Annotated in this window: 14 protein-coding genes; 8 read left to right on the forward strand and 6 right to left on the reverse strand. The window is 66.6% G+C overall.

Annotated elements, in window-relative coordinates; genetic code table 11:
* Window positions 1-194: 194 nt before the first annotated feature.
* Window positions 195-2744, forward strand: coding sequence for a TonB-dependent receptor (locus O9281_RS04155; RefSeq protein ID WP_298183148.1), 2550 nt, complete (start codon window positions 195-197; stop codon window positions 2742-2744).
* 45 nt (window positions 2745-2789) lie between these two features.
* On the opposite strand, the gene O9281_RS04160 is transcribed toward O9281_RS04155, so the two are convergent.
* The 3 genes from O9281_RS04160 to O9281_RS04170 all read right to left on the reverse strand — a co-directional run bounded on the left by O9281_RS04160 (window position 2790) and on the right by O9281_RS04170 (window position 4733).
* Entirely contained in the window at window positions 2790-3233 is a 444-nt protein-coding gene (locus O9281_RS04160) for an MAPEG family protein (protein ID WP_298183151.1), read from the reverse strand.
* Between the two features lie 16 nt (window positions 3234-3249).
* Window positions 3250-3684, reverse strand: coding sequence for an MAPEG family protein (locus O9281_RS04165; protein WP_298183154.1), 435 nt, complete (start codon window positions 3682-3684; stop codon window positions 3250-3252).
* Window positions 3685-3755: 71 nt separating this feature from the next.
* The gene (locus O9281_RS04170; protein ID WP_298183157.1) at window positions 3756-4733 is read right to left on the reverse strand and encodes a threonine/serine dehydratase; all 978 of its coding nucleotides are present in this window, start codon (window positions 4731-4733) and stop codon (window positions 3756-3758) included.
* A gap of 49 nt (window positions 4734-4782) precedes the next feature.
* Here O9281_RS04170 and O9281_RS04175 point away from each other — a divergent pair, with 49 nt between their 5' ends.
* From O9281_RS04175 to O9281_RS04195, 5 genes are all read left to right on the forward strand, one after another.
* Complete coding sequence (locus O9281_RS04175) at window positions 4783-5994, forward strand: saccharopine dehydrogenase family protein (RefSeq protein WP_298183159.1); 1212 nt, start codon at window positions 4783-4785, stop codon at window positions 5992-5994.
* Between the two features lie 2 nt (window positions 5995-5996).
* Window positions 5997-6758: an alpha/beta hydrolase gene (locus O9281_RS04180; RefSeq protein ID WP_298183162.1), complete on the forward strand. Its 762-nt coding sequence runs from the start codon at window positions 5997-5999 to the stop codon at window positions 6756-6758.
* Window positions 6759-6761: 3 nt separating this feature from the next.
* Window positions 6762-7961 (forward strand): carboxynorspermidine decarboxylase, encoded by a 1200-nt coding sequence (locus O9281_RS04185; protein WP_298183165.1) that lies wholly within the window; start codon window positions 6762-6764, stop codon window positions 7959-7961.
* Window positions 7962-7997: 36 nt separating this feature from the next.
* Window positions 7998-9242 carry a serine hydrolase gene (locus O9281_RS04190; RefSeq protein WP_298183168.1) on the forward strand — a complete coding sequence of 415 codons (1245 nt, stop codon included), beginning with the start codon at window positions 7998-8000 and terminating at the stop codon, window positions 9240-9242.
* 162 nt (window positions 9243-9404) lie between these two features.
* A complete protein-coding gene (locus O9281_RS04195; RefSeq protein ID WP_298183171.1) occupies window positions 9405-10610 on the forward strand; it encodes a type III PLP-dependent enzyme in 1206 nt (401 codons plus the stop codon).
* Window positions 10611-10685: 75 nt separating this feature from the next.
* Here the strand turns inward: O9281_RS04195 and hemA are convergent, their stop codons facing one another.
* The 3 genes from hemA to murI are packed head-to-tail and all read right to left on the reverse strand — an operon-like array spanning window position 10686 to window position 13681.
* A complete protein-coding gene (gene hemA / locus O9281_RS04200) occupies window positions 10686-11900 on the reverse strand; it encodes a 5-aminolevulinate synthase (protein ID WP_298183174.1) in 1215 nt (404 codons plus the stop codon).
* Between the two features lie 51 nt (window positions 11901-11951).
* Window positions 11952-12878: an MBL fold metallo-hydrolase gene (locus O9281_RS04205; RefSeq protein WP_298183177.1), complete on the reverse strand. Its 927-nt coding sequence runs from the start codon at window positions 12876-12878 to the stop codon at window positions 11952-11954.
* Window positions 12878-13681, reverse strand: coding sequence for a glutamate racemase (gene murI / locus O9281_RS04210; protein WP_298183180.1), 804 nt, complete (start codon window positions 13679-13681; stop codon window positions 12878-12880). Before murI ends, O9281_RS04205 begins: the two co-directional genes overlap by 1 nt.
* Before the next feature lie 76 nt (window positions 13682-13757).
* Here murI and plsY point away from each other — a divergent pair, with 76 nt between their 5' ends.
* Both plsY and dprA read left to right on the forward strand, forming a co-directional pair.
* The gene (plsY, locus tag O9281_RS04215; protein WP_298183908.1) at window positions 13758-14339 is read left to right on the forward strand and encodes a glycerol-3-phosphate 1-O-acyltransferase PlsY; all 582 of its coding nucleotides are present in this window, start codon (window positions 13758-13760) and stop codon (window positions 14337-14339) included.
* Window positions 14336-15424 carry a DNA-processing protein DprA gene (gene dprA / locus O9281_RS04220; protein WP_298183183.1) on the forward strand — a complete coding sequence of 363 codons (1089 nt, stop codon included), beginning with the start codon at window positions 14336-14338 and terminating at the stop codon, window positions 15422-15424. The genes plsY and dprA overlap by 4 nt, the downstream gene beginning before the upstream one ends.
* Window positions 15425-15517 lie beyond the last annotated feature (93 nt).

A 15517-nucleotide genomic window follows, 5' to 3' on the forward strand; every position in this document is an offset into this window, starting at 1 on the left:
GGCGGCCCATAGCGATGGATGGGGCAAAAGGGAAGCCTTTGGCGCATATCGGACGTTCGCCGGAGCAGGGGCGCGCTTTGTCGAACATAGACATAATGTTACCAAAGCAGGGGTTGCCTTTGGGCAAGGGCATGGCCATTTGCGGCGCCGGGCAGGGGAGCCTGACAGCTTTCGACCGCTTTGCCGGAGTGAACATGCGCAAGATTCCAAGCCGTTCCATCTCCCTGGCCCTGCCTTTGGCATTGCTGGCCAGCCCGGCTTTCGCCGGCGATGAAGTAGCTGCGAATACCGCCAGCGCCGCCGCGCCGCCGGCCGAGGGGCAGGTTGACACCGGGCCGGAAGTGGCCGAGCCGGCTGGTTCGGAAATCCTGGTGGTGGCCGAACGCATCCGCGGCCAGGTGGAAGCGCCGCAGCCGCCGATCGCGGTGCTCGATGAAAAGGATATCCAGGCGCTGGGGGCAACTACCCTGGCCGACGTGCTGACCCAGCTGGCGCCGCAGACCGGATCGGGCCGGGGGCGCGGCGCGGGTGGCCCGCCGGTGGTGCTGATCAACGGCCAGCGGATCGGCAACTTCCGCGAAATGCGCAACTTCCCGCAGGAAGCGATCCGCCGGATCGAGATCCTGCCTGAGGAAGTGGCGCTGCGCTTCGGCTTTCCGCCGAACAGCCGCGTGGTCAACATGATCCTGAAAGACAATTTCTCGTCGCGGACGATCGAGGCGGAAACCGCTTTCCCGACGCGCGGCGGGTTTCAGACCTATGAGGTCGAGGGAACCATGCTGCGGATCAAGGGGCCGCAGCGTTTCAGCATTACCGCCAAGATCGATGATACCTCGCCGCTGACCGAGGCTGAGCGCGGGGTGATCCAGACGCCGGGCACGATCCCGACCGTGGCGACCGATCCCAACCCCGCCGCATTTCGCACGCTGGTGGCGGATTCGCGCGACCTGTCGCTGAATCTGTCCTGGTCGCAGGGGCTGGGCAAGGACGGGCTGGGCGGTTCGATCGGGGCCAATGCCAGCCTGCTGCGCGTCGACAGCCGCCGTTATTCCGGCCTCGATTTGGTGACCCTGGTCGCGCCCGACAGCTCGCGCGCGATCCGCAGCCTGGCCGATCCGCTGGAACGGCGCAGCCGCACAACGACGGGCGAAGGCGGCGCATCGCTCAATACCCGGTTCGGTGACTGGCAGCTGAGCGCCACGCTGGACGGCACCCACACCGAAGTGCGCACTGTGATCGACCGTCGCGCCAATACCGCCGCGCTGGTCAGCGCGGCTGCTGCCGGTACCCTGCCGATCACCGGGCCGCTGCCGGCCGTAGCGGCGGCTGGCCAGGACGTGGCCACTTCCAATTCGGATCGGCTTGAAAGCCTGGTCACGCTAATCGGCCGCCCGGTGCGCCTGCCCGGCGGCGAGGTGACCACCACCGTGCGGACCGGCTTCACCTATCTCTCGTTCGACACCGCGGATACGCGCAGCCTGGTCGGCAAGGTCAACCTGCGGCGCGACCGGTTCACCATCGGGGGCAACGTCGGCGTCCCGATCACCAGCCGCCGCGAGAACTTTGGCGCGGGGCTGGGCGACCTGGCGCTCAATTTCAGCCTCGGTTACGATCACCTCTCGGATTTCGGCTCGGTCAACGACTGGAGCGCGGGGCTGACCTGGTCGCCCTTGAGCCTCGAAAAGTTGAGCCTGTCGGCCAGCTACCTGGTCAATGAATCGGCGCCTGGCGTATCCGATCTGGGCAATCCGCAGACCGTGACCTTCAACGTGCCGGTCTTCGATTTCACCCGCGGCGAGACGGTGCTGGCCACGGTGATCAGCGGCGGCAATCCGGCGCTGCGCAAGGAACAGCAGCGCGACCTGAAGTTCGGGGCGACCTGGCAATTGCCGTTCCTCCAGAACTCCAGCCTGCTGGTCGAATACTTCCGCAACCGGTCGGACGATGTCACCGCTGGCTTCCCGCTGCTGACCCCGGCGATCGAAGCCGCGTTCCCGGGCCGGGTAACGCGCGATGGCACCGGGCGGCTGGTCTCGATCGACGATCGTTCGGTTACCTTTGCCGAACAGCGCAGCTCGCGCCTGCGCTGGGGGGTCAACCTGTCCGGCCAGCTTGGCAAGGCGCCGGCTGGCGGCGGGATGATGGGCATGATGGGCGGTCCGCCGCGCTCGCCGGGTGCGGGCGGCGGTCGTCCGCCGGGTGCCGGCGGTGGCCGCGGCGGCGGCGGTGGCAGCATGATGGGTATGATGGGCGGCGGCGGCGTCGGCCGCTGGAGCCTGGGCCTGTTCCACACTGCCCAGTTCGACAACACCGTGCTGATCGCGCCGGGTGGCCCGGTGCTGGACCTGCTGGGCGGGGATTCTCTTTCGTCCGCCGGTTCGCCGCGTCATTCGATCCAGTTCAACGGCGGCCTGTTCAAGAGCGGGTTCGGCACTTTCTTCAACGGCACCTGGACCGGTCCTTCGCGGATTTTCGGCAATGGTCTGCCGGGGGCGAGCGACCTGCGCTTTGGCAGCGTCACGCGGATGAACATCAGCTTCTTCGCGGCGCTGGGCCAGCAGCAGGGGCTGGTCAAGAAGGCGCCCTTCTTCAAGGGATCGCAGGTCTCGCTCCGGTTCGAGAACCTGTTCGATTCGCGCCAGAAGGTGACCGACCGGACCGGCGCGGTGCCGATCAGCTATCAGGCCGACCTGCTCGATCCGCGCGGGCGCCTGGTCGAACTGGAATTCCGCAAGATGTTCTGAGCGAACCGGCCCGGCTCGCTGGTGCGTGCCGGGCCGTCCGTTTGGTCAACCGCCGTGGAACACTGCCAGGAGCAGGTGCACGGTCAGCGCCATCAGCGCGAAGCTCGACAGTGCGAACAGCAGGAAGCGCACCGCCACCTTGTTGACCGTCGACTGCCAGATCGAATGGACGATCCGCAGGCCGACATAGGCCCAGGCGAGCTGCGCATTGAGGCCGTCGCCCTGGCCGATCAGCGCCAGGGCAAGGGCGACGGCATAGAACACCGTCGGCGCCTCGTGCAGGTGGTTGTAATTGTGTGCCTTCCACTGGATCCGGGGATCCAGCAGGGCTTCGAGCTTGGCCCCGGTCCAGCCCTGGTCAGCCCCCGGCTCGTTGCTTTTCGGCAGCTTGCCGATCGCCGGGATGCGGGTGGCATACATCCACAGCCACATTACCAGCGTCCATCCTGCCAGCACGGCGACAGGCTTCAGGATTTCCATTCCGATCATTTCTTCTTCTCCCCCGTCAGGCTGCCAGCAGCGTCAGTTTGGCAGCGTGCAGTGCCAGCATGATGAGGCACGCCGTCGAAAGCAGGAACAGGGTAAAGCGTACCGGGATGGTGTTTACCGTGGCCTGCCAGACCGAATGGACGATCCGGATCATGACATAGGCCCACGCGAACAGCACGTCGTGTTCCACCGGCCCCATGATCGCGAGGATCGCCACTGTCGCATAGAACAGCGTCGGCTGTTCCATCAGGTGAGCATAGTTGTGGGCCTTCCAGTTGACCTCGTCGGGCAGCACGCCCTCCAGATCCTGGCCGCGCCCGCCGGGCTTGGCTTTGCCGAGCCCGCCGCCGGCCTGCTTCATCGCGCCGAGCCGGGTGCCCGCCGTCCAGAACAGCATCACCAGCGACCACAGCACCAGCACGGCCGCCGGTGCAAGGACTTGTGCCTGCATAAACTCCCCCTTTGTCTCGTGTGACCCGAGGGGTGCAGGGTGTTACGGCGGCAACCGATTGTCAAACGCAACTAATCGTGGCCGGACAGCACCCTAGCGAAGCTTTCGGGATCGGTGTTGCCGCCGGTCAGCATGATCGCGGTCCGCCCGTCCAGCGCCAACTTGCCGGCCAGCGCCGCCGCCAGCGCCGCCGCACCGCCCGGTTCCAGCACCAGGTGCAGCTTGGCAAAGGCAAAGCGCTGGGCCGCCCGCACCTCGGCCGGGGTGACCGACAGGCCAAAGGTGCAGCGCTCTTTCAGGATCGCGAAGTTGATCGGCCAGGTGGCGGGGGTCTGCAGCGCGTCGCAGGCCGTAGGCGGCGCATCGGGAGCAACGCGCTGGATTTCGCCGCTGGCGAGGCTGTGGGCGACATCGTCCCACCCTTCCGGTTCGACCGGCACGATCTCGGCCTCGGGGCAGGCCAGCGCCAGCCCCGCCGCCAGCCCGCCGCCACCGCAGCACACCACGATCCGGCTGGGTCCCTCCAGCCCGCGCGCCGCCATTTGCGCGGCGATCTCGATCCCCGCCGAACCCTGGCCCTCGATTACCCAGGGATCGCCATAGGCGTGGACCAGCGTGGCTCCGCTCTGGTCGATCAGCCGCTGGGCCACGGCATCGCGGTCTTCCCCGCCGGGCCGATCGTAAAGCACGACATTGGCGCCCATCGCCCGGGTGGCCTCAAGCTTCACCTGCGGGGCATCGACCGGCATGACGATAGTCGCGTCGATCCCCAGCCGCTGCGCGGCCCAGGCCACCCCTTGCGCGTGGTTGCCGCTGGACACGCCCACCACGCCGCGGGCGCGTTCCTCGGCCGACAGGTCGCTCAGCCGGTGCCAGGCGCCGCGGATCTTGAAGGCGCCGATCGGTTGCAGGCTTTCGGCCTTGCACCAGACTTTTGCCCCGTTGACCTCGGCCTCCAGCAGTGGTGTCTGCGGCAACAGTTCGGCGATCTTGGCGGCGGCGCGAGCCACGCCATCGGCAGTCGGAGTACGCATCGGTTGTGTCGTCATGAAACCAGCCTATATGCGCGCCTTCGCGCCACGCAAAGGAGTGTTGGAAGTGAGCAAGGTTCTGGTGATTGGTGCGGGCGGCGTCAGCTCGGTCTGCGTCCACAAGATGGCAATGAATGCGTCGATTTTCAGCGAGATTCACCTCGCCAGCCGGACCAAGGCCAAGTGCGATGCGATCGCCGCCTCGGTCAAGGAACGCACCGGCGAGACAGTCCACACCTATGAGATCGACGCCGAGGAAGTCCCCGCGCTGACCCGCCTGATCCAGCAGATCGGGCCGAAGCTGGTCGTCAATCTGGCGCTGCCGTACCAGGACCTGCCGATCATGGACGCCTGCCTTGCCGCCGGGGTCGATTACCTCGACACCGCGAACTACGAGCCCAAGGACGAGGCCAAGTTCGAATACAGCTGGCAGTGGGCCTATCAGGACAGGTTCAAGGAAAAGGGCCTGATGGCGCTGCTGGGTTCGGGCTTCGATCCGGGCGTGACCAGCGTTTTCGCGATGTGGCTGAAGAAGCACAAGCTCAAGACGATCCGCACGCTCGACATCCTCGATTGCAATGGCGGCGATCATGGCCAGGCCTTCGCCACCAATTTCAACCCGGAAATCAACATCCGCGAAGTGACCGCCCCGGCGCGGCATTGGGCCAATGGCGAGTGGGTGGAAACCCCGGCCATGACCATCCGCCAGAACTTCGAGTTCGAGGGCGTCGGCCCCAAGAACATGTACCTGATGTACCACGAAGAGCTGGAAAGCCTGGCGAAGTTCCTGCCCGAGCTGGAGCGCGGCCGGTTCTGGATGACCTTTGGCGATGCCTATATCAACCACCTGACCGTTTTGCAGAACGTCGGTATGACCGGGATCGAGCCGATCAATTACCAGGGCAAGGACATCGTCCCGCTGCAGTTCCTCGCTGCCGTGCTGCCCAAGCCGGAAACGCTGGGGCCGACCACCAAGGGCAAGACCAACATCGGCGATATCGCCACCGGCATGGCGCTCGATGGCTCGGGCGAGAAGACCTATTACATCTACAACATCTGCGACCACGAGGACGCATTCCACGAAACCGGCAACCAGGCGATCAGCTATACCACCGGCGTGCCCGCAATGATCGGCGCGGCGATGATGCTGACTGGCGCCTGGCGCGGCGAAGGCGTGTTCAACATGGAGCAGTTGGACCCCGATCCGTTCATGGACATGCTCAACACCCAGGGGCTGCCCTGGCAGGTCAAGGAACTGGCCGGGCCGCTGGAGTTCTGACGATGGCTCCGCTGCTGTTGCTGCACGGCGCGCCGGGTGACGGGCGGCTGTGGCAACCGGTGATCGATCGTCTCCCGGCCGGTACGCAGGCCGTGGCGCCGACGCTGACCTACTTTGGCGATGCGCCCTGGCCGGATGATGGCAGCGGGTTCGGGTCCGAGCTCCACGCGGCAGAGATCATCGCTGCCGCCGCCGCCCAGGGCGAACCGGTAAGGCTGGTCGCCTGGTCTTTCTCGGTCCTCCCCGCGCTGCTCGCAGCGCTGCGGCGGCCAGAACTGTTCGCCGCGCTGCTGGTCTATGAACCGGGCTTGCCCAGCTGGGTCGAGGACGATGCCGAACTGGAGCGCTTCGGGGCCGATGCAGGGGTAGCATTCGGCCCGATCGCCGGTGCGGTGATGAGCGGCGACAATGCGGCGGCGGTTGCGCTGCTGTTCGATGCCTCGGGCGGACCGGGCTGCTTTGCCAGCCTCTCGCCAGAGCGCCGCGCGCTCTACCTGCAAAGCGAGGCGATGATGCCGCTGCTGATGGGCGGGGGCCAACCTCCCACGCCGGTCAGCGCCAGCGAGATCGCCGCACTGCAGGTGCCGCTGACCGTGGCGATGGGCAGCCGGACGAGGCCGGTGTTCGAAGTCCCCTCGCGCGGGCTGGCCCGAGCAACAGGTGGAACCGAACCGCTGATCGTGGCAGAGGCCGATCATATGCTGCCGGAAACGGCGCCCGAACGCTTCGCCGCGCTGATTGGCGAATGGATGGCAGGAACCTGACCCATGGAAACCAGAGCCGGCGATCCCGGAGCCTTTGCCCACTTTGACCTCTCGCGTGTCGATAGCCCCGCCTTCGTGGTCGATGCGGCGCGGCTCAGGCAGAACCTGTCGATCCTGGCAGATGTCCGCGACCGGGCCGGGGTCAAGGTGCTGGCCGCGCTCAAGGCCTTCTCGATGTGGTCGGTCGCGCCGATCGTGGGCGAGTACCTCGATGGCGTCTGCACTTCGGGCCTGTGGGAAGCGCGGCTCGCCAGCGAATTCTACGATGGCGAGATCGCGACCTATTGCGCGGCCTACAAGCCGGAGGACCTCGACGAGATCCTGCGCCTGTCGGACCACGTGATCTTCAATTCCCCGCAGCAGATCATCCGCTGCTCGGCGATCATCGAGGCGGCCCGGGCGCGGGGCGAAAGCTTCGACATCGGCCTGCGGATCAATCCCTTGCATCCCGAAGGCGAAGTGCCGCGCTATGACCCCTGCGCGCCCCATTCGCGGCTGGGCTTTCCGATCGACCAGCTGACCGCGGAGCACATGGCGCTGGTCGACGGGATCCACATGCACACCCTGTGCGAGCAGGATCTGGAGCCCTTGAAGCGCACCTGGGACGTGGCCTTCGATTACCTCGAGCCCTATTTTGGCGAGATCAAGTGGATCAACCTGGGCGGCGGGCACCACATCACCCGCGCCGATTACCAGCGCGACGAACTGGTCGAATTCCTGCAGGACCTGAAGGACGATACCGGGGCCGAGGTCTATCTCGAGCCGGGCGAGGCCGTGGCACTCGATGCCGGGATCCTGGTCGGCACCGTGCTCGACCTAGGCGAGAACGGGATGCCGGTGGCCATCGTCGACATCTCCGCGACCTGCCACATGCCTGACGTGATCGAAGCCCCCTATCGCCCGGCCATGCTGGGCGAACTGCCGCAGGTCGATACCGAGGTCGACGAGGGCGCGGGCGGCGCGGTACGGCTGGGCGGGCCGAGCTGCCTCGCGGGCGACGTGATCGGCGACTATCGCTTCCCCAGCGGCCCGGCCGTGGGCCAGCGCTTCGCCTTCCTCGACCAGGCGCATTACTCGATGGTCAAGACCACCACCTTCAACGGGGTGCCTTTGCCGTCGATCTGGCTGTGGGACAGCGAGACCGACAGCCTCGAATGCATCAAGCGGTTCGGTTACGAGGACTTCCGCGACCGGCTTTCCTGAGGCACAGTCTCCGGCATAACTACGCCGGAGAGAACGATGCCCGACAAGATCCTCGATGCCCACACCTCCGATCCTACCGTCATGGGCTGGATGGAGGGCTTGCCGCCGCCGCCGGATAAGCGGCTGGCCTGGGGCCGCGCGGATCACATGCGGTTTCCGACCCACCGCTATGCCTATTCGCACATGCGCGAATTCCTGCCGACGGCGCGCGTCAGCCGGGGGCAGGGGGCGGTCTGGGACCTGCCGGTGGCGCTGCGCGACGATCTGGACGCGGTGCGGTTCAATGCGATGGACGATGGGCGCGAACTGACCTGGGAACAGGCGCTGTCCGTCAATTTCACCGATGCCGTGCTGGTGCTGCACCGGGGCACGATCGTTTACGAACGCTACCTGGGCGTTACCCGGCGCGACACGCCGCACATCGCCTTTTCAGTGACGAAGAGCTTCGTCGGCACGCTCGCCGAAATGCTGGTCCAGGAAGGGCGGCTCGATCCAGCCGCACCGGTTGGTGACCTGATCCCGGAGCTGGCACGCAGCGGCTTTGGCGATGCGACCCTGGCCCAGGTCATGGACATGACCACCGCGCTCGATTTCAGCGAGGAATATACCGACCCCAGTTCCGGCATCGGCGCGATGAGCAATGCCCTGGGCCTGACCCCGCGCGCGCCCGGCTATGCAGGCGCGACCGATGTCTATGCCTTCCTGCCCACGATCCGGAAGAATGGCGAGCATGGCGAGCGCTTCACTTATCGCACCTGCAATACCGAGGTGCTGGGCTGGATCGTCGCCCGGACCGAAGGCAAGCGAATCGACCGGGTGCTGGCCGAGCGAATCTGGACCCCGCTGGGCATGGAACAGGATGCCGATTTCCTGATCGATTCGACCGGCATGCCCTTCGCCGGGGGTGGGCTTAATCCCGTGCTGCGCGACATGGCCCGGTTTGGCGAAGCGATGCGCTGCGATGGCCATGGCAACGGCGGCCAGGCGATTGCCCGCGAAGTGGTCGCGACGGTCAAGGCCGGCGGCTCTGCGGCAGAGTTTGCACCGGCCGGATACCAGTGGCTGCCAGGCGGTTCCTACAAGCACCAATGGTGGATAATGCCCGGAAATCATGGTGCATTTTCGGCGCGCGGGATCCACGGCCAGGCTATCTATGTCGACCCCGTGGCCGAGCTGGTGATCGCTCGGTTCGGCTCGCATCCGGTCGCCGCGAACTCCGCCTTCGACCCCACTTCGCTGCCCGCCTATCGCGCCATTGCCGAGCACCTGATGCGGGGGTGAAACGGGTGTGGATCGCGGGGGCTGTGGGGGTGATTTTCACTTGCAGTTAAGACGCGAATCTTTATAGCCCGCCCCCGCTGCCCCAAGGGGACTTCCAATAACCGCAAGGCAGCCTCGTCTTTCGTGTTACCTGGCCGCAAGGCCTATTGGGGGTCCCTTGAGTTGCACCAGTATCCTGACGCTCTGTCCGTAGTTCGCGCGCTCGCGCCCGACGAACCGGTCATTCTCAACCGTCCGCACGCCGCCGCGCGCGCTGCCCGCTTCTTTACCGAGAAGTTCCCGGGCCAGTCGCTCTATGCGGTGAAGGCCAATCCTTCGCCGGACCTGCTCAAGGTCTTGTGGGACGCCGGCGTGACCCATTACGACGTCGCCTCGATCGCCGAGGTCCGGCAGGTGCGCGCCACGCTGCCCGAAGCCGTGCTGTGCTTCATGCACCCGGTGAAGACCCGCAGCGCGATTGCCGAAGCCTACAAGGTGCATGGCGTGCGCGTGTTCAGCCTGGATACCCAGGAAGAACTGGAAAAGATCGTGGCCGCCACTGCCGATGAGGCGGGCAATCCGGCCACCGACCTGTCGCTCTGCGTGCGGCTGCGCGTCTCGTCCGACTATTCGGAACTGAGCCTGGCCGCCAAGTTCGGCGTCGATCTGGCCGATGCCGCTCCGCTGCTTCAGGCGACCCGTCAGGTGGCCGATGCCCTGGGCATCTGCTTCCACGTCGGTAGCCAGGCGATGACGCCCTTCGCCTATGTCCAGGCGATGGAGCGGGTCCGCGCGGCGATTGTCGATGCCTCGGTCACGGTCGATATCGTCGATGTCGGCGGGGGCTTCCCTTCGGTCTATCCGGGCATGGAACCGCCTCCGCTGGAAGATTATTTCGGCGTGATCCACCGTGCGTTCGAATCGCTGCCGGTGTCCTATTCGTCCGAGCTGTGGTGCGAGCCTGGCCGGGCGCTGTGCGCCGAGTACAATTCGATGATCGTGCGCGTGGAAAAGCGCCGCGGGGACGAGCTGTACATCAACGACGGGGCCTATGGCGCGCTCTATGATGCGGCGCATGTTGGCTGGCGCTTCCCGGTTCGCTGCCTGAGCGAAGGGCGCGGCGAGGGCGAGGAAGGCTTCTCGTTCTATGGCCCGACCTGCGACGATGCCGACTTCATGGAAGGCCCCTTCATGCTCCCGGCGGGCATCAAGGCGGGCGACTATATCGAGGTCGGCATGCTGGGGGCCTACGGCGCGGCGATGAAGACCGCGTTCAACGGCTTTGGCAGCGCCACCGTGATCGAAGCCAGCGACGAACCGATGGCCAGCCTCTATCGCGGCGACCGCAGCGACCCGCGCCAGAGCGACAACGTGGTCAGCCTGCGCTGATCGCTGCTACAAGCTGTCAGGCACAAAAAAGGCGGGGCACCCTAGGGTGTCCCGCCTTTTTGCTGTCATGGGGCCTCAGGCCGCGAGCTTCAGTTCCAGCCGTTCCCAGATTTCCACCAGCGCGGCGGTCAGTTCACGCATCATCGGCTCGGAATGTGCCGGGCCGGGGGTGAAGCGGAGCCGCTCGGTCCCGCGCGGGACGGTCGGGAAATTGATCGGCTGCACGTAGACGCCATATTCGGCCAGCAGGATATCGCTGATCTGCTTGGCGCGGACGGGATCGCCGACCATCAGCGGCACGATGTGCGTGGTGCTGGGCATCACGGGCAGGCCGGCTTCGGCAAAGGACTGCTTCAGGAAAGCGGCGGCGGCCTGCTGGCCCTCGCGCTCGACTGAGCTTTCCTTGAGATGCCGCACCGCTGCCAGCACCCCGGCAACCAGCACCGGCGAAAGCGAGGTGGTGAAGATGAAGCCGGGGGCATAGGACCGGATCACGTCGATGATCTTGGCATCGGCCGCGATATAGCCGCCCATCACGCCGAACGCCTTGCCCAGCGTGCCCTCGATGATGGTGATGCGCTGCGCGGCTTCGTCGCGCTCGGAAATGCCGCCACCGCGAGCGCCATACATGCCGACGGCGTGGACCTCGTCGATATAGGTGATCGCGTTGTACTTGTCGGCCAGGTCGCAGATCGCGTGGATCGGGGCGACATCGCCGTCCATCGAATAGACCGATTCGAAGGCGATCAGCTTGGGCAGGGCGGGATCGGTTTCGGCCAGCAGTTCCTCGAGATGGGCCACGTCGTTATGACGGAACACCTTCTTCGGCGCGCCGGAATTGCGGATCCCGGCGATCATGCTGGCGTGGTTGAGCTCGTCCGAGAAAATCACGCAGCCCGGCAGCACCTTGGCCAGGGTGGAGAGCGTGGCATCGTTCGAGACATAGCCCGACGTGAACAGCAGTGCGGATTCCTTGCCGTGCAGGTCGGCCAGTTCACGCTCCAGCTGGATATGATAATGGGTGTTGCCGCCGATATTGCGGGTACCGCCCGAACCGGCGCCGACATCGTGCAGCGCCTCTTCCATGGCGGCGATCACCTTGGGGTGCTGGCCCATCGCGAGGTAATCGTTGGAGCACCACACCGTGATCGGCTTGGGGCCATTGTGCCCGGCAAAGCAGCGCGCGTTGGGATAGGCGCCCTTGTTGCGCAGGATGTCGATGAACACCCGATAGCGCCCCTCGGAGTGGAGCCGCTTGATCGCCTCGTCGAAAATCTGGTCGTAGTTCACGCGGGGTTCCGCTTCTTGCCTCGCCGCGCGCTCTAGCGAATGCGGCCGGGCTTAGCCAGTGGGTTGTTGTCCAAAACCGATACGGATCGACGAAACGATTTCCGGATCGCTGACGATGGTGCGCCAGTCGTGCCCCGGGATCACCACCAGGCCCGGCGCCTGCGCCTTGAGCGCCTTGATCGTCTTTAGCCAGGCATGGACCTCGGCCCGGTTCTCAGGCGCGATGATGTCGCCCACCAGCCGGGCGCGGGCGCGCAGGTCCTGCCAGCTGGTCTGCAGCGTGGCGATATCGCCGGTGAACAGGAACTCTCGGCCATTGCCGAGCCGGACGAAGACCATCTGCGAACCGGGGGTGTGGCTGGGCGCCGGGACTACCACGACACCAGGCGCGACTGCCTGGGGCGGACCGGGCCGGATACGCGGCGTTGGTACGGGCTGGCTGCCCCAGCGCAGCTGCGTGGCATAGGGGCTGGGCGGCAACTGACCCGGATTGAACCAGGCCCGCTTTCTGACGACATCGCCGCCAGCCTGAACGATTCCGCCCTGGTGATCGACATGTTCGTGGGTGGCCAGCACGATCCCGGCGTTGCGCAAGGCTGCCCGAACCAGGTCCTGGCGATCGCGGAAGAACCGGTCGACCTCGATCTCGCGCGCATCCCGGGCAGTGATCCCGCCATCGATCATGATGGCCCGGCCATCCGGTACCGGCAGCCGCCAGGCCATGATGCCAATCAACGCGTTGCGCATACCCGACCCGGCGGCAAACAGGTTGCCGGGCAGTTCGCGATAGGCCACCAGTTCCACCTCCGCCGCGCTGGGAGCAGGTCCGGGCATGCTCTGGGCAAGTTCGCGCAATTGCGTGATGGTCACCGGCTTGGGCTGGGCCTGGCCGGGTCGGTTGTCCAGCATCAGCCAGTAATAGGGTGCGCCGATCAGCACGATCAGCGCCAGCAGCGTCAGGTTCAGCTTGCGACGCATCAGAGTTCCTCGATCCTGTGCAGGCCATAACTTGCCAGCGTTCCGGCCAGTTCCGCAAGTCCGGGGTCGGCGCGGGTGAACAGCGCGGCATCGGGCGTGGCGCGGTGCAGCGGCTGGCCATCGAGCAGCCGGGCAATCCGTCGCGCGATCCCCCCCGCGCCATGGACGAAGCCGACGCCCGGTCCGAAGGCCTCGGCCAGTTCCGGCTCCAGCAGGGGAAAGTGGGTGCAGGCCAGCACCACCGTGTCGATGGCATCGCCGCCGGGCTGGTCGCGCAGCGAGGCGGCGGCGCGGGCATAGACCGCCGGATCGACCGTCTGTCCGCGCAGCTTGGCCTCGGCCGCGGCGACCAGTTCGGGCGCGGCGGCGCGGAGCAGACGCTTGCCCTGGGCAAATTCGGCTTCCAGCCGGTCGACATAGGGCTGCCGGATCGTGGCTGCGGTGCCGAGCAGGCCGATCGTGCCGCTGCGGGTCTGTTCCGCGGCAGGCTTGATCGCCGGGACCGTGCCGACAATCGGGATTTCCAGCACGTCACGCACCATGCCCAGCGCAATGGTCGAAGCGGTGTTGCAGGCGATGCAGATCAGCCGCGGGCGATAGCGTTCGGCCATCCGGCCGAGCAGGCCGCAGACCCGCGCGGCGACTTCCGCCTCGGTCTTGGGGCCATAGGGCAGGCCGCCATTGTCCGCCGCATAGATTACCGGTGCTGCGGGCAGGAGTTGGCGCACCTCGGCCAGCACGGACAGCCCGCCGACGCCCGAATCGAACAGGAGCAAGGGTGCAGCAGGATCGATTTCGGACATATTCCCCCGGGCCGGACTTGCCGGTGCGGGCCCCTTGTAGCTACGAGGGGATGGAAAAAGGAAGGGACCAATGCCGATGGACAGCTTCTATTCGCTTGCACTGGGCTACGCCCTTGGCTCGATCCCCTTTGGCCTGATCCTGACCAGCCTGTCCGGCGCGGGGGACCTGCGTTCCATCGGTTCGGGCAATATCGGCGCCACCAACGTGCTGCGCACCGGGCGCAAGGGCATTGCCGCGGCCACCCTGCTGCTCGATCTGGCCAAGGCGCTGGCCGCCGTGCTGATCGCCCGGCATTTCTGGCCGGGGCATGAGGCGCTGGCCGCGCTGGGGGCGATCCTGGGCCATTGCTTCCCGGTCTGGCTGAAGTTCAAGGGCGGCAAGGGCGTGGCCTCGATGATGGGCGTTTCGCTGGCGCTCGCCTGGCCGATTGGCCTGGCCTATGCCGTCACCTGGCTGGGGCTGCTGGCGATCACCCGCATTTCCTCGCTGGCCGGGATGACCGCCGCAGTGGTTGCGCCGATTGCCGCCTGGTGGCTCGGCCATGCCGACTATGTGCCGGTGCTGGCGGCCATCGCCGTGCTGGTGCTGGTGCTCCACCGCGCCAATATCCAGCGCTTGCTGGCCGGAACCGAGCCGAAGGTTGGCAGCAAGGCATGACCGCGCTCTCGCAGGAGGAAGCCTTTGCGCGCATCCGCCTGCTCCGATCCCCTAATGTCGGGCCGGTTTCCTACCGCCAGTTGCTGCGCCGGTTCGGCACGGCCGCCGATGCACTGGCGGCACTGCCCGATCTCGCCGGGCGGGGCGGCAGCGGTTATCGCGTTGCGGACGAGGGCCGCGTGGCCCAGGAAATCCAGGCGGTCCGGGCGGCGGGGGCGCGGTACCTGTTCCACGATTCGGCGGATTATCCCGCCCTGCTGGCCGAACTGGAAAGCGCCCCGCCGATCCTGACCCTGCGCGGCGACGCGGCGCTGGCGGCGCGGCCCTGCGTCGCCATCGTCGGGGCGCGCAATGCCTCGGCGGCGGCAGTCAAGCTGGCGCGGATGTTCGCGGGCGATCTGGCCGAGGCCGGCTATGTCGTTGTCTCGGGCCTCGCGCGCGGGATTGACGGGGCGGCGCACCAGGCCAGCTTGATGGGTGGCACCATCGGGGTGATCGCCAGCGGGATCGACGTTTCCTATCCCCCCGAACATGCCGAACTGCAGGAAGCTATCGCCACGCAATGCCTGTTGCTCGCCGAACAGCCACCGGGGACCGAGCCGCTGGCGCGCCATTTCCCCTCGCGCAACCGGATCATCGCCGGGCTGGCCACGGCGACGCTGGTGGTGGAAGCGGCGCCGAAATCGGGTTCGCTGATCACTGCCCGGCTGGCGGCGGAGGCCGGGCGCGATGTGCTGGCCGTGCCCGGCTCCCCGCTCGATAGCCGGTCGCAGGGTTGCAACCAGCTGATCCGCGACGGGGCAACGCTGGTGCAATCGGCGGCCGACGTGATCGAGGCGTTGACCGGGTTCGATGGCCAGCCGCGCCACCATTTGCGCGAAGTGGCCGCGGGCTGGGGCGGGGCAGAGGACCTCGATCAGGATCCCGCCGACATTGCCGGCCTGCTGACCACGGCACCGGTCGCGGTCGATGAACTGGTCCGGCAGAGCGGGGCCAGCGCCGGGGCGGTGCAACTGGCCTTGCTGGAACTGGAACTGGCCGGAGCGCTGGTGCGCCACGCCGGGGGGCGTGTCAGCCGCGCCTGAAAGCCTGAACGGGGGCGGTCGGCTTCGCTAATCCACCGTTCAGCGATAGCGGCGCACGCTTCATCGCGGCCACAGGATCGGCCGGGATGGAGG

Source organism: Novosphingobium sp. (assembly GCF_027531025.1).
Taxonomy (GTDB): Bacteria; Pseudomonadota; Alphaproteobacteria; order Sphingomonadales; family Sphingomonadaceae; genus Novosphingobium.

Bases quoted from the DNA above. Each gene is read 5' to 3' on its own strand.
- O9281_RS04155 (WP_298183148.1), top strand. From the start codon at position 195: ATGCGCAAGATTCCAAGCCGTTCCATCTCCCTGGCCCTGCCTTTGGCA.
- O9281_RS04160 (WP_298183151.1), bottom strand. From the start codon at position 3,233: ATGATCGGAATGGAAATCCTGAAGCCTGTCGCCGTGCTGGCAGGATGG.
- O9281_RS04165 (WP_298183154.1), bottom strand. From the start codon at position 3,684: ATGCAGGCACAAGTCCTTGCACCGGCGGCCGTGCTGGTGCTGTGGTCG.
- O9281_RS04170 (WP_298183157.1), bottom strand. From the start codon at position 4,733: ATGACGACACAACCGATGCGTACTCCGACTGCCGATGGCGTGGCTCGC.
- O9281_RS04180 (WP_298183162.1), top strand. From the start codon at position 5,997: ATGGCTCCGCTGCTGTTGCTGCACGGCGCGCCGGGTGACGGGCGGCTG.
- O9281_RS04185 (WP_298183165.1), top strand. From the start codon at position 6,762: ATGGAAACCAGAGCCGGCGATCCCGGAGCCTTTGCCCACTTTGACCTC.
- O9281_RS04190 (WP_298183168.1), top strand. From the start codon at position 7,998: ATGCCCGACAAGATCCTCGATGCCCACACCTCCGATCCTACCGTCATG.
- O9281_RS04205 (WP_298183177.1), bottom strand. From the start codon at position 12,878: ATGCGTCGCAAGCTGAACCTGACGCTGCTGGCGCTGATCGTGCTGATC.
- murI (WP_298183180.1), bottom strand. From the start codon at position 13,681: ATGTCCGAAATCGATCCTGCTGCACCCTTGCTCCTGTTCGATTCGGGC.
- plsY (WP_298183908.1), top strand. From the start codon at position 13,758: ATGGACAGCTTCTATTCGCTTGCACTGGGCTACGCCCTTGGCTCGATC.
- dprA (WP_298183183.1), top strand. From the start codon at position 14,336: ATGACCGCGCTCTCGCAGGAGGAAGCCTTTGCGCGCATCCGCCTGCTC.